This is a genomic window from Patescibacteria group bacterium (assembly GCA_020148045.1).
GTDB lineage: Bacteria > Patescibacteriota > Minisyncoccia > Minisyncoccales > GWA2-38-27 > JAHCRG01.
This window is the reverse complement of sequence record JAHCRG010000004.1, coordinates 31,304-45,767: the sequence shown is the minus strand read 5'-3', so window position 1 is coordinate 45,767 and position 14,464 is coordinate 31,304. Positions and strand designations below refer to the sequence as shown.

General features: G+C 34.7%; 13 protein-coding genes. All 13 read right to left on the bottom strand.

The genetic code is table 11. The annotated features are described in order from the left end of the window. Nucleotides 1–52: 52 nt before the first annotated feature. The 13 genes from KJA13_00810 to KJA13_00750 all read right to left on the bottom strand — a co-directional run bounded on the left by KJA13_00810 (nt 53) and on the right by KJA13_00750 (nt 14,448). Nucleotides 53–559 carry a hypothetical protein gene (locus KJA13_00810; GenBank protein ID MBZ9577568.1) on the bottom strand — a complete coding sequence of 169 codons (507 nt, stop codon included), beginning with the start codon at nt 557–559 and terminating at the stop codon, nt 53–55. 92 nt (nt 560–651) lie between these two features. Beyond that, on the bottom strand, nt 652–1,245 hold the full coding sequence (locus KJA13_00805) for a DUF1614 domain-containing protein (protein MBZ9577567.1): 594 nt from the start codon (nt 1,243–1,245) through the stop codon (nt 652–654). A 55-nt stretch (nt 1,246–1,300) separates the two neighbouring features. Next, nucleotides 1,301–3,751 carry a preprotein translocase subunit SecA gene (locus KJA13_00800; protein MBZ9577566.1) on the bottom strand — a complete coding sequence of 817 codons (2,451 nt, stop codon included), beginning with the start codon at nt 3,749–3,751 and terminating at the stop codon, nt 1,301–1,303. Nucleotides 3,752–3,854: 103 nt separating this feature from the next. Further along, a complete protein-coding gene (gene raiA, locus KJA13_00795) occupies nt 3,855–4,307 on the bottom strand; it encodes a ribosome-associated translation inhibitor RaiA (protein MBZ9577565.1) in 453 nt (150 codons plus the stop codon). 224 nt (nt 4,308–4,531) lie between these two features. Next, nucleotides 4,532–5,398 carry a UDP-N-acetylmuramate dehydrogenase gene (gene murB, locus KJA13_00790; protein ID MBZ9577564.1) on the bottom strand — a complete coding sequence of 289 codons (867 nt, stop codon included), beginning with the start codon at nt 5,396–5,398 and terminating at the stop codon, nt 4,532–4,534. 247 nt (nt 5,399–5,645) lie between these two features. After that, nucleotides 5,646–6,590: a flippase-like domain-containing protein gene (locus KJA13_00785; GenBank protein ID MBZ9577563.1), complete on the bottom strand. Its 945-nt coding sequence runs from the start codon at nt 6,588–6,590 to the stop codon at nt 5,646–5,648. A gap of 54 nt (nt 6,591–6,644) precedes the next feature. Next, nucleotides 6,645–7,619 (bottom strand): glycosyltransferase family 2 protein, encoded by a 975-nt coding sequence (locus KJA13_00780; GenBank protein MBZ9577562.1) that lies wholly within the window; start codon nt 7,617–7,619, stop codon nt 6,645–6,647. Between the two features lie 36 nt (nt 7,620–7,655). After that, nucleotides 7,656–8,930, bottom strand: a complete 1,275-nt coding sequence (locus KJA13_00775; protein ID MBZ9577561.1) for a glycosyltransferase family 39 protein — start codon at nt 8,928–8,930, stop codon at nt 7,656–7,658. Between the two features lie 18 nt (nt 8,931–8,948). Next, nucleotides 8,949–9,776 carry a UDP-glucose/GDP-mannose dehydrogenase family protein gene (locus KJA13_00770; GenBank protein ID MBZ9577560.1) on the bottom strand — a complete coding sequence of 276 codons (828 nt, stop codon included), beginning with the start codon at nt 9,774–9,776 and terminating at the stop codon, nt 8,949–8,951. Next, nucleotides 9,773–10,678 (bottom strand): SDR family oxidoreductase, encoded by a 906-nt coding sequence (locus KJA13_00765; GenBank protein ID MBZ9577559.1) that lies wholly within the window; start codon nt 10,676–10,678, stop codon nt 9,773–9,775. The genes KJA13_00770 and KJA13_00765 overlap by 4 nt, the downstream gene beginning before the upstream one ends. 80 nt (nt 10,679–10,758) lie before the next feature. Then, nucleotides 10,759–11,433 carry a hypothetical protein gene (locus tag KJA13_00760; protein ID MBZ9577558.1) on the bottom strand — a complete coding sequence of 225 codons (675 nt, stop codon included), beginning with the start codon at nt 11,431–11,433 and terminating at the stop codon, nt 10,759–10,761. A gap of 32 nt (nt 11,434–11,465) precedes the next feature. Continuing rightward, the gene (locus KJA13_00755) at nt 11,466–13,334 is read right to left on the bottom strand and encodes a polysaccharide biosynthesis protein (GenBank protein MBZ9577557.1); all 1,869 of its coding nucleotides are present in this window, start codon (nt 13,332–13,334) and stop codon (nt 11,466–11,468) included. A gap of 4 nt (nt 13,335–13,338) precedes the next feature. Continuing rightward, on the bottom strand, nt 13,339–14,448 hold the full coding sequence (locus KJA13_00750) for a DegT/DnrJ/EryC1/StrS family aminotransferase (protein MBZ9577556.1): 1,110 nt from the start codon (nt 14,446–14,448) through the stop codon (nt 13,339–13,341). Between the last annotated feature and the right edge of the window lie 16 nt (nt 14,449–14,464).

Genomic DNA, 14,464 nt, shown 5'->3' with positions numbered 1-14,464 from the left:
AATATCTTTGGGTCTCCAGAACTAAATAGAATGAGTTATGGACTCTTGCGTCTCAGCGATGAACTGTTCCAGCGACTATACCCGAAGCTATAGCCCATAAAAGCACGCTTCCCGCTATCGCACCGAAATCAAATTCACAACGAAGCTTTATAGCTGAACCGTTAATTATTGACTTAACCCAGACCTTTCTCTGGCCACCGCGGCTTAAGGGTTTTCCGTGATCCACTTCTGCGACAAAGACTTCCTCGCCTTCTTTTACGCAATAATACACCTTTCCATCTGCCTGGATATGTACTTTATTTTCTTTGTCACTGAATTCCTTTTTGAAGTTTTCAGGAGGCATAAAAGATGCGGTCCCGCTGATAATTACTTTTGGGAACGGGATATATTCACCATCTCTATCATTGATTATCTTATACTTCTCTGGTAACCAAATCTCTTTGGTCACCTCATAAGGCCTAAAAAGCAAGGCAAAAAATCCAGCAGCGATAATAAATAAAGCCCACCATATTCTAACAGTCCAGAACTTAACCAATCTTCTCTTTTTTTCTTTTTTCATTTTCTTATCCTTCCCTTTAAAGTTTTAAATGTGCGGCTTTAGTTACTTTACGATTTTCTATATTAACAAATATCTTTAGAGATGTCAAGTTTTTAGGTAAGAAGAGCGGAGATGATGCCGATTAAGAATATGCCGTCAAAGACGCCAGCTCCACCAATTGAAAGTAATCCAGGGCCTAATTTTCTGGCTTTATGCAAGTTTAAAATATCAGCTCCGATTAAAGTTCCTAAAACGCCTGAGATAAAAGCGCAAGGAGCTGCAAATTCAGGAGCTAAGATTATTGCAAAAAGAACAGCAAATAATGGAGGGATAAAAGCTGAAATTGCAATTCCCCTGCCGGGAACAGGCCTGGAAAAAAACTTTGAAACTAAAATCATTAAAAGAGTGGCTATTAAAACCGGCTCTAAAGGAACTTTATTCAGAAAATAAAAAGAAAGAATAATTGGAATAACAGCTCCTCCCAAATTAATAGCAATGCCAGAAACCCTTAGTTTCGGTGTCTTGAATAAGCCAAAAAAAGAGGGCTCTGAAACATAAACCATTTTTCTTTTAGTTAAGGGAATATTTATGCTAGAACAAACAAGCATTAAAAGAAGAACTAAAATAGTTGTCTCTGGAGATAAACCCAGTTTTTCAAAGCCAAGCGTCACAACATGAAAAAACACCAATAAAAACAATATTGGCAAAAATAGAATAAAAAGAAGAAAAATTAAACAACCAACGGGAAAGAAAAACATTGTTTTAGCCGAATTTTGGCCAGCAGCATTTTTTATATTTCATCGGTTTGCCAGTTTTAGGATTGATTTTACCGCAGGGACAGGGGTCGTTTCTGCCGATTTTGCCCGCCGAAGTCCGCCCTGGGCGGGCAAAGACGGCTCTTTCTTTTTGGGTTTGAACTTTCAACTCAGCTTTAAAAACTGCGTTGGCAATGGTTAAATCAATTGATTGAAGCAATCTCCGGAACATCCTATGGCCTTCGCTTTTATACTCAACCAAAGGATCTTGCTGGCCATAAGCTCTAAGCCGGACAGAATCTCTTAAATGGCCCATATTCTCTAAATGCTCTACCCAAAGAGTATCAAGAACCTTTAAACAAACGGCTTTCTCCAGCTGACGCATATTTTCCTCACCCACTTCCTTTTCGCGCTTTTCATAATCTTTCTCTGAAAAACCTGCTTTTTTAACTATTTCTAAAATCTGCTGCCTCAAATTCCCAGCTCCAGCTTTTTCCAAAAGTTCTCTTCTCTTTTTGTAAAACACTTCTCTGTGTTTATTCATCACGTCATCATATTCTAAAATATGCTTCCTCGCATCGAAATTCATTCCCTCAACTTTTGACTGGGCAGACTCAATAGCTTTTGAAATCATTTTAGCTTCAATTGGCTGGTCTTCGGGAACTTTCAAAGTTTCCATCAGCCCTTTTATTCTCTCCCCACCAAAAATTCTCATTAAGTCATCTTCCAAAGAAACAAAAAATTGAGAAGAGCCGGGATCACCCTGCCTGCCTGACCTTCCCCGCAGCTGATTGTCAATTCTCCTTGCCTCATGCCTTTCGGTTCCAATAATATGAAGCCCTCCCTGTTCAATAACTTTTTTCTGTTCTTCCAGGCCAGGTGGGTTTCCTCCCAAAATTATATCCACTCCCCTACCTGCCATATTAGTAGCTATGGTTACTGCCCCCATTTTTCCTGCCTGGGCAATTATCTCTCCTTCTTTTTCATGGTGTTTGGCATTTAAAATTTGATGGGGAATGCCTTCCCTTTCCAACAATTTCCCTAAATATTCATTTTTCTCAATAGAAACCGTTCCTACTAAAACCGGCTGTCCCCCCTGATGTTTCTCTTTAATTTCTTTTACCACTGCCTCAAATTTTCCATTTAAGGTTTTGTAAATTCTATCGGGCAAACCCTTTCTTATTAAAGGTTTGTTGGTTGGAACAATTATTACCTCCAAACCATAAACTTTATCAAGCTCTTCAGCTGAAGTGACAGCTGTACCAGTCATTCCAGCTAATTTCTGATACATCCGAAAATAATTCTGAAAAGTAATAGTAGCAAAAGTTCTTGACTCTGGCTGAACCTTAACTCCCTCTTTTGCCTCAACTGCCTGATGAAGACCGCCCGACCATCTTCTGCCCGGCATTAAACGACCAGTAAATTCATCAACAATAATAATTTGACCATCTTTTACTACATAATCTTTATCTCTTTTAAATAAGGTTTTTGCCTTCAGAGCAGCCTCTAACTGATGGGTTGTCGCAATATCATTTTCAGCCCAGGGGTCAGAACCTAATGACTGAACAATCTTATTTTGGCCTGCTTCAGTAAAAGTGGCTGCTTTTATTTTTTCATCAATGGTATAATCTTCATTTTCTTTCAGACGCTCTGCTATTCTGGCAAATTGATAATATCTTTCAGTTGACTCCTCAGCCGGTGCGGAAATAATTAAGGGGGTTCTTGCTTCATCAATTAAAATTGAATCTACCTCATCAACAATGGCGTAATGAAAATCCCTCTGGCTTTGGTCTTTTAAATCATAGACCATGTTATCTCTCAAATAATCAAAGCCAAACTCATTATTAGTGCCATAAGTAATATCAGTTAAATAGGCCTCTTTTCTTGAAGCCGGTCTTAGAAAATCTTCAATAACTTTAAAACTACCAAGCTTATCTCTGATTTTATCTTTTTCTTTAAATTCAGAATCATATAAAAAAGCCGCATCATGCGTTATGCAGCCAACAGTAAGTCCCAATAAATCGTAAATCTGTCCCATCCAGACCGTATCTCTTCTGGCTAAATAATCATTAACTGTTACCAGATGAGCTCCTCTCTCTTTAAGAGCATTTAAATATAGAGGCAAGGTAGCAGCTAAAGTTTTCCCCTCACCAGTTTTCATCTCAGCGATTTTGCCTTGATGTAAGACAATCCCGCCAATCAGCTGAACATCAAAGTGTCTTTGACTAAGAGTCCTTTTACTGGCTTCCCTAACCAAAGCAAATGCTTCAGGTAATAAATCGTTTAAACTTTCTCCTTTTTTTAATCTTTCTTTAAATTCGTTGGTTTTTTCTTTTAATTTCTGAGCAGAAAACTTCTCAAATTCCGGTTCAAGAGAATTGATTTTTTTAATTGTTGGCTCAAGTTTTTTGAGATACTTTTCATTCGCATCCCCAAAAATTTTAGCAATAATTGACATGGTTTAATATTCCTATCATAGCGTATTTCACTTAAAATTAAAAGCGGCCCCACGAGAACCGTTTTGAAAATTGATTAAAAATTAGAAATTGAAAATTTATATTCTATATTCCTTCTTCTCTTGTTCTCCCGCCCTTTCTTTTTTTGAATCTTGCGAAAGGAGATAAGCGAAGTAGTTTTTTGAAAACTCTGGCTTTTCTTTTAGTGACTGCCTCCGCTTTCCCTTTGTATTGTTTTAATTCTCGCTGAAGTTCGTCTTTGACTTCAGTAATGGCTAATTTTAAGTCATCTCTTTCTGATTCTGCTCTGATGCTTTTTCCAGGAAAGCGCATTTGGGCTTCAGCTCTAAAAATATCTCCTTTCTGATGATGACGAGTTGTTCTTCCAATCTCTACCCAAACCTCAACTCGGGGTTTCCCTTTGGTGAAAAAACCATTATAGTAATTTTTGCTTTGGAAAACTTCAGCAAATTTTTCTAAACTGCCGATTTTTTCTTCAATATAATCTCTTAGCTCCCGATTCAATTCTAAATTTGTTGCTTTTATAACAATCTTCATCTCAAAAAACCAAGCACTCAAGAGATTGAGTGCTTGGTCAGAAAAAGTTCTTATTTCTTCTTCTTCTTTTTCTTCTTGGCTCTTTTTCTCTTAGCCATTTCTTTAGACTCAATAAAACTTATTGAGAAAATTATATTAAAAAATTAGGTGCAAATAGTCGACCCTATCTGCGAAAAGTTAAAAAGCTTTCTCTTCTTTTATTTTCTCGTTCTCAAAGAACTTTGTCAATACTTTATTATCTGCACTTCCTCTTCTAGTTTAATCCCAAGCTTGTTTTTTACTTTTTGTTTAATAATTTTGATTAACTTTAAAACATCTTTGGCTTTAGCTTTTCCAGTATTAATAATAAAGCCAGCATGCTTTTTAGATACTTCAGCTCCGCCTACCTTTGTTCCTTTGAGACCACATTTCTCAATCAGATAAGCTGATGGCGGTCCTCCTGTTTTATTAACAAAAACAGAGCCAGCTGAAGAAAACCTCAAGGGATGATTTTTTTTCCGATAATTCAAATGTTCTTTAATTGCCTTTTGAATTTCTTTTTTATCCCCTTTTTTTAATTTTAAAGTCGCGGAGAGAATTATTAAGTTTTTATTCTTTTTAAAAATACTCTTTTTAGCTGAAAAAAGACATTGTTTTTTTAGTAAGTTCTTAATCTTTAAGTTTTTGGTATCCAAAACTTCTACACTTTTTACTATATCTGACATTTTGACATCAAATGCCTGGGCATTGCCATAAACAGCGCCCCCAACTGTTCCTGGAATTCCAGCAGCCCATTCCATGCCAGTTAATGATTTTTTATCACTTAATTTCACTATTTCTTCTAATTTCACTCCTGCTTCTGTATAGAGATTACAATTTTCAATTCTCAATTTACAATTTTCAATTTTTATAATTAAACCATTGTATCCTTTGTCCGAAGCTAAAACATTGCTTCCCCCGCCTAAAATGAAAAAGGGCAAATTAAGCTCTTTTGCTTTTTTGACTGCTTTAACTAAATCCTCTTTATTTCTGGTAATACAAAAATACTTGGCCGGTCCTCCAATTTTAAAAGTAGTGTGTTTAGCTAAAGAAATGTTTTCCTTTATATCCATCACTTTTTAAAGGGCCGGGAGTGTTTACCCCTAACTAAGTCTTTAGTGGGTGTCTATCTCCCGACCCAATTTTATTATATCAATTTGGATAAAAAAAGCAAAAAGCAAAAACCCACGTAAAACGCGGGCTTTTGCCGACTCAGATGGGGTTCCCAAAAAGGAGAACACCCACTAATCTAATATTAGCAAATTAAAGAGCATCTGTCAACCCCGTAAAAGAATTTCAACTTTGTTTTCCATTAGCATCTCAATTATACTTTATTTTCTTAAATATGTTTGAAAGATAAAATCCCCCGGCTAAAAATAAATCGCCAAGGATAGCCCAAACTCGAGCTAATAGAGAAATTAGAATGGCTACATTTAAAGAAAAATAAAATTGCAAAAATAAAACTAAGACACCCTCTCTTACTCCTAAGCCGCTGGGAGCAAAGAAAACTACAAGTCCCAAAACCATAGCTAAAACATAAACTCCAATTATGCTAAATAAGTTCTGAATAGATAAATAAGTTATGGAATTAATTAAACAAAAAAAACCAAAACCTGTCCAAAAATCAGCAAAAGCATAATATAAAATTATTTTAATTCTATTGAGCCAACTTAAATCAAAATCTAAATCAATCGGTTCTTTTTTTATTTTATTAAAAAATAACCTAACCAAATATTGAAATACCCGAGGGTGTATTACTATCAATCCGCCGAGGATGACCAAAATCCCAATTAAATAAAAGATAAAGAAATCAATGCTATAAACAAAGAAAAAACCAATTAAAAATAGGGAGAGAACAAAGCTAGCAATAATGGAGAAGATAATGGCAAAAATGACGCTTAAATATAAATTTTTTTTTGATATATTTTTGTTACGGGATAGATAGATCATTCCAACTACTGAAAAAACTTTGCCCGGTAGATATTTTCCGAGTTGAGAATAGGCAACAATTCTTATTGCTTCTAGGTAACCTAAATCGTTATCGGCTTGTAAAAAATTAACGATTTTCTTCCAAACTAAACCGCGACTTATAAAACCAGCTCCTAAACAAATAAAAGAAAACGCCAAATAAAAATAGCTCAAAGAAAATTGGTGTTCTTTAATCTGTTCCCAATTCAAAAAAAGATTTCTTCCTAAAAAATAAAAAATTAAAGCAACAATAAAAAAACTAATAATTTTACTAATGATGTTCTTTTTATTTATCATACTCCGTAGAAAAATTTCAAACATAAAAAAAAATAACTTTAACGTCTTCTTTTCTTATTTCAAATTTTTATTATATTCCATATCAAACCACATCGCAAAAAATAAGAATTGGAGGCCGGTAATTATTAAAAACATTACAGCTAAGGTAGTGGTTCTTGGTACAAAACCCTGAATAATCCAAATATATACTAACCGAATAGAAAGCGGAATACTTGTTATTAAAAGTAAAAAAGCTAGAATATAAAAGAAAACTAAAGGGTGGAAATCATTAATTACATATTTGCGCCACAATCTTTTAAAAAATCCTCTAATTAACAACCAGGGAATAGTTGGTATAATTTTCCATAATTTAATGCCTGATTTCTCTCCTTGCCTATAAATAGGCCTGATAGGAACATCTCTAACTTTAAAGTTATGGATATTTAGTTTTATTAACAAATCATTTGGCGCGCCGTATTTCTTATAAATTGACTTAAGGTCAAGTGTTTTCAGAGCTGTTAAAGAAATAGCTGTATAGCCAGATTGAGAATCAGTAATATGCCAATAGCCTGAAGCGATTTTAGTCAACAAAGATAAACAGGCATTACCAAGATATCTGTAATGAGGAATCATATCCCAAGATTTTCCTCTGAATAACCGGTTGCCCTTACAATAATCTACCTCCCCTAAACCCACTGGCTTTACCAAGTTTATCATATCTTTTGGATCCATCTGGGCGTCTCCGTTCACGACCACTGTTACATCAACTCTCAACTCAAGAGCTCTTTGATAGCCAGTAGAGATAGCTCCTCCCACTCCCTGATTTTTCTGATGACAAATTAAAATTATCCGAGAATCAGTTTGTTGAAATCTTCTTATAATATCAACCGTTTTGTCCTTACTACAATCATCAACCACAATAATATGGTCAACAAACATGGGCAGAGTAGACAAAACCTTACCAATTAGTTTTTCCTCATTGTAAACCGGAATCACAACTGCTAATTTTATTTCTTTATGTTTTTGATTTTTATTGGTTATATGCAACATTTTTCATTTAACCCATTTATTCATAAATTTTATCGTTCATCTCACGGGTATTTTTTTAAATAAATGGGTTACCACAAGATTTACTGAGATTGCTAAAAAAATAATTACTACTCCCATAGCCGGTATCATATACCGCATGATAGAATGAGCAAGAAAAGCTACTCCCCAAAAGCAAAATACTATACTTAAAAGAAAAATTACACTTCTAATCTTATCTTTATATTTTTTAACCGCATATATCACCCCTGCAAGACCAGGGACAAGATAAAAAAGCTGAACTGCTAATATCCTCTTTTCAAACCACATTTGAGAAGTAGCATACCAGGCCCTGACTATTTTCAATCCTAATAGTTTAAAGACCGGAACAGGATTGTTTGTTAATTCTTCTATAAAAAAGTTAAACATATCAGAAGCAGTATTTAATTCCGCTACCTTTATCTGTTTCATTAACGTTAAAACGTCACCCGGAACAGATGGCCATCCCTCACCCGCTGTGTTTCTTAAAGCAAAAGTAAGACCATTATTAAGGGTACTATATCCTCTTGCGTCAAGAAAAACCAGACGTCCAGTTTCAGATAGAATCTGAGCTTCCCAGGGAAAAATAATTAATATACTACCAATTAAAAGAAATATAGCCAAGGCAAACTGTGTTTTCCTTTGGCTTCCTTTTAACAAAAGAAAAATCATTAAACCAAAAAGAATAGGTAGAAAAAAACCGCTTGGCCGGATTAAAACAGCGAAACCCAAAATAGCTCCTGTTAGGAAAATGAATCCGAAGTGTCTTTTTTTAAGGGCGAGGATATAGAACCAGATTCCAGCATATAGAAAAAGAATAAAAGGAATTTCAGTATGAGGATTCTTTGTAAACCATAGGTTAAAAGGATAAGTTATCCACAAAAATGAAGATAACAAGGCGATTTTTTTCTTAAAAATTGATTCTACAATAAGAAAGAAAAAACAAGCAGCAAGAGCTATCATAAAAACATTGAATATAATAATCAATAAAACCTTGTCAATCCTCAGCAACCGAGATAAGCTAAAAATCACTGCTAAAATAATCGGGTAGCCGGGCGGAGCACAAATCTCCTGATTTTCACCAAAGTAAATACCTTCTTCTTGAAGAATGCTGTCAGCAAAAGGACCATAACAGCCAAGATAATCAGTGCCGGGAACATGATGCCCAACTGGTCCTATATTTTTGAAAAAAATCAAAAAAATTGATGAAAATAAAAGAGAAGCAATAAAAATAGAAACCAATAACAATCTTTTTTTATTATAAATTCTAAATAATACAGCTGAAATTGAATTCATAATATTGCATTTTTTACATCAACCATTTAAGGGCTTGGCCGAATCATCTATCCCCTGTTCTTTCATCAACTGATTGTTAATCTCTTCAACTGTTTTGTGAAGCCTAAAATCGAGTCCCTGTTCATTAGCAAGCTGAATTAAAGCTCTGATATCTTTTGGAATACACTTGCCCCCATACCCAAAATATCCTTTATGGTGAACATCCAAGTGGCTGGGTCCTACCATTTTATCAGCCGCGGCACATTCTCTGACTATCTCATAATCTATGCCAAGCTTTTTACATAATTTATAGATTTGGTTAGCAAAAACTACTTTGGTTGAAAACCAGGTATTACTGAAATATTTTACCATTTCGGCCTCCGTAGCCGGTATTATTTTTTTAAAAGAAGCTGGCGGCAGAATTTGCAAAATATCTTCTGCTATGTCGCGGCTCTTCTTAGTATAACCTAAAATCTGCCTATCTGGATGCTCCATGTCCTGCTTGGCAGTAGTTTCAGTTAAAAACTCGGGATTAAATAAAAATTTATGCTGAGGGTATTTTTCTTGAAGCTTTTCTGTGGTGCCCGGGAGAATTGTTGATTTAATTACTATAATCTTTTCTCCCTTAATATTCTGGCAGGCTTTTTCGACAGAAGACAAATCAAATCCTTTTTCTTTGTTAAAAGGCGTGGGAACACAAATGAAAATAATGTCTGCCTGATTGACTTCTTCAAGAGAGCCGATATCTTTACCTTCGTCATATAGAAAAGGGTTCATTCCTTTTTTTTCAAAGTAACTCCTTAAAGCTCCACCAACCATTCCAACACCGCACACGCCAAGTTTATATTTTTCTCCTATATTTCTCATAAATCCTTGAACCAATTTTGAGTCCTCTTTAAACCTTCTTTAAAGGAAATCTTTGGTTCCCAACTCAAAAGATTTTTAGCTAAAGTAATATCTGCTTTGGTATGACGCGGATCACCCGGTCTCGGGGGTAAATATTTTACTTCTCCGCCGATTACTTTTGCCAAATAATTTATGGAGTGAGATTCCTCGCTGCTAATATTAATCACTTCTCCCCCTTTTGTCTCCTCACTTTGAGCTGCTTTAATATTCGCATCAGTTACATCATCAACATAACAGAATCCTCTAGTTTGTTCTCCATCCCCGAATATGGTTAAGGGTTTGCCTTGAATCTTTTGGTTTAAAAACTTTCCTATTACTAAACCGTAATCGGAATCAAAATCAATTCTTGGCCCGTATACATTAAAATATCGCAAAGAAACTATTGGGATTTTGTAAAGTTTAGTAAATAAATCGGCAAATTGTTCCCCACTTAATTTCTGAAGCGCATAGGGACTAAGCGGATTAGGTTTCATATCTTCTCTAAAAGGGAGAGTTTTCTGGTCGCCGTAAATGGCAGATGAAGAGGCAAAAATAACTCTTTTTACTTTAGCATCAGCGGCTGCTTTGAAAACATTAATTGATCCTAAAATATTCGATTTTGCAGTCCCAACTGGATCTTCTACCGACACAGGCACTCTGGGGATAGCAGCTAAATGGAAAACGAAATCCACGCCCTGAAATAAAGGTTTAATTTTATTAAAATCACATATGTCTAAATTATGGAAATCTGCCTCGGGATTCAAATTTTCTTTTTTCCCGGTGGATAAATTATCAATCACCACTACTTTGTGACCATCTCTTATTAGCCTATCTACCAGATGGCTTCCTATAAATCCTGCTCCACCGGTTATTAAAACTTCCATAAATCTATTAAACCTTAATTTTAATGAAAAATCAAGAGCAATTTAGTCGCTCTTGATTTCAGCTTATGGCTTATGAAATCCTACAATCTCTTTTTGTTTTCCTCACGCCATTCTTTCCCGAAAGCAAAAAATAATCCCAAGAAAATCCCCAAAAGTCCGCCGCAAATCAAATTAAAAGGAAGATTTGGTTTTTTCTCAGAAACAATGGTTGGCTCCTTTATTATTTCGGTTGGCTGAAGGGTATTAATCTGTCTTTGAACATTAAAAGCTTTAACCCCAAGTACCGCTGTCTCTTTGTTTCTATTGGTCAAAATTTTAATTTTTTCTTGTAATTCTTTAAGGGATTTTTCAAAATTTTCTTTCTTAGTCTCAATTATTTGATTATGTTCTTTCAAAACTAAATTATTTATGTTTTCTAATGTTTTTTTGGCTTCTTCTTGATTTTTTGATATCCGTTCAATTTTAATTAAAGAGCCCTCTGTCCATGCCTTTAACTTCGGAGAATTCTCATAAAAACCATTATTAATCTTTCCTATTATAGTTTTGGGATGTTTTATTAAAACCTGTTCACCTAATTCATTGCTATAACTTCCGATTTCTAAATAAGTTGCAACATTATATGTTTCAGGTAATAAAAAAGTCAGGACTCCAGTTATTATCAGGCCTGCTAAAAGAAAAACTAAAATCAAGTTTTTTCTCTTTATAATCACCCGAATATAATCTATTAAATTAATTTCATTATCTTCTTGGTTCATATATTTTTATTATAAAGTCTGTAAAAATAATGTCAATTATAGTTTGGCTTGTAGGAAAGGATAAGTTCTTTTAAAATATTTATTATCTCTTTTCGGCCAGATTTTTTTACTGCCTCTTTTAATTTTTCTAAGTTTTCTTCGATTTTTCTCTTATCTATTGGAGAAAGTTTTGCCATAAAAATCTTTTGGTGCTGAGTAGCTATCGTTCCTTCCTCCGCAGTTAGAACTTCTTCAAAAAGCTTTTCCCCTGGCCTGACCCCTGTAAAAACGATGGGGATATCTTTGTCTGGCTCAAAACCGTAAAGGCGAATCATTTCTTTTGCCAAATCCAAAATCTTAATTGGCTCTCCCATATCTAAAACAAATACTTCGCCTCCCTTTCCTATTCCAGCTGCCTGCATTACCAAAAGACAGGCCTCCGAAATAGTCATAAAATACCTTTTCATATCAGGATGAGTAACTTCAACTGGTCCACTCTTTTTTATTTGTTCTCTAAAAATAGGAATAACACTTCCCCTACTATCTAAAACATTGCCAAAACGAACAGAAATAAATTTAGTGGAGTTTTTCTGGTTTAGAGTTTGGCAAATTATTTCTCCTGCTCTTTTGGTCGCTCCCATCACCGAACTTGGGTTCACTGCTTTGTCGGTAGAAATAAATACAAATTTTTCTATGTTATGTTTTAATGATGCACTGGCAACAATTTCTGTCCCAAAAATGTTGTTCTTTAGCGCTTCATCGGGCTGTTTTTCCATTAAAGGAACATGTTTGTAAGCAGCTGCATGAAAAACAATTCCCGATTGGAGCATAGCAAAGACCCCATCAATTTTTGCTTTGTCTCTGATATCGGCTATTTGAGAAATAATTTTTAAGTAAGGGAACCCGCTCTTAAGCTCTTCTGATATATTGAAGATACCTGTTTCGTCTTGATCTAAAAGTAAAAGTAGCGAGGGTTTGAATTTAGCTACCTGCTTTGAAAGTTCAGAACCGATTGAACCAGCAGCTCCAGTAATTAAAACATTTTTGTTTTTAATAAGGTTTTCAATTGCTTTCACATTCAATTTAACAGGTTCTCTACCCAGCAGGTCCTCAACCTGAATTTCCCGAAGGTCCCTTATTGAAACCTCTTCATTGATTATTTCAGTTATTGAAGGAATAACTTTAATATTTTTAAGACCTGACTTTCTACTTGATTCAACTGCTTTCTTGATAGTCTGAGATCCAGCTGAAGGTAAAGCAACAATCATTTGTTCAATTTGTTTTTCTTGAATAACTCTTGGAATATCATTAATTTTTCCTAAAACTTTTATTCCATGAATTATTATCCCTTGTTTTGTTGAATTATCATCCACAAATCCAATCGGTAAATAAGAACTATTTTTTGACGCTAAAATGCTCCTTAAAATTTGTTCTCCGGCATCACCAGCCCCTACAATTAAAGTTCTTTCTTTTTTGCTCTCTACTCTCTTACCCTTGAATAACTCTAAATAAATTCTTTTAGCAAGACGAATTCCGCCGCAGAAAATAAATATCAAAAAATAACCAATTATTAGAGTTGAACGAGGAAAACCTTGAAAAATTGGCTGGTCTCTTAAAATAAAAAGAGAAGCTCCTAAAAATAAAAAGCTTAATGTTATAGCTTTTGCCAAAGATATTAATTCATTAGTACTTACATAACTCCAGGAAAAAGAGTAAAGTTTCAAAAAATAAAAAATCGGCAAACAAAAAACCAAGGTCAAAACAATCATTCCCGGTAAAACTCCCTCAAAATACTGACCCGGTATTTCTCCGTCAAACCTTAAAAGAAAAGCCAAAAAAATCGAGCAGATTATAAAGAAAATATCAGCAACAAGAAAAAATAATAGTCGAGTTTTGGTTGTTCTTTTTAAAAATGAAAGCATTTAATTAGTTCCTGCAAAAATTTCTAATAGAATTTATTGTATATTTAATTTGCTCTTCTGTTAATTCCGGATACATTGGAAGCGAAATGACTTCTTTTGCGAGCTTTTCTGCATAGGGAAGCTTAAAATGAGAAAGACCGAGACCTTTTTGCCAATGATTGGGGATCGGGTCTTTAATCAAAGTTTCCACTCCTTTTTCTTTTAAGTATTCAAATAATTCATCTCTTTTTTCAACCTTTAAAATATAATTCTGATAGACGTCGAAATGTTTAGAATCTGAATCAGGGCTTGGTGGAAGTTTTACTCCCGGAATATTTGATAATCCCTCACTATAAATTTTAGCAATCTTTCTTCTTCTTTTTACCCATTCCAGTAGGTATTCAAATTTAACATTTAATATCACTGCTTGCAAGTTATCTAACCTGGAATTCCATCCGTAGCAAATTATTTCTGTTTTTGTCTTTTGACCGTGGTCCCTTAAAACCCGAATTTTCTCAGCAATTTCTAAATCATTAGTGGTTACTGCTCCCCCGTCTCCAAAACAACCCAGAACTTTTGCTGGATAAAAACTGAAGCAACCAGTTAGACCAAAAGAGCCCGCTTTCTTTCCATTAAAGGTTGCTCCTAAAGATTGGGCAGCATCCTCAATTACAATTAAATTATGTTTTTGAGCAAGAGCCATCAATTTTTCCATATCACAAACCCTGCCATTTAGATGAACTGGGATTACTGCTTTGGTTTTAGAAGTAATTGCCTCTTCCACTTTTTCCATATCCATCAAAAAATCCTCCCCTACTTCAACTAAAATAGGAGTGGCTCCAGATTGAACTATTGCTGCAATAGAAGCAATAAAACTATGGGAAACAGTAATAACCTCGTCCCCTTTCCCTATTCCGGCGGCTTTTAAAGATAAAAACAAAGCATCTGTTCCGCTGTTTAAACCAACAGCGTATTTTACACCAACGAAATCAGCTAAATCTTTCTCAAACTTTTCTACATCTTTACGCAAAATCAAATCCCCTCGTTGGAGAACGTCTTGGATAGCTGCATTTATCTCTTCTTTTAGATTCTGATATTGTAATTTATATCCCACAAAGGGAACTTTATATTCCATAATTCAACAAGACCCT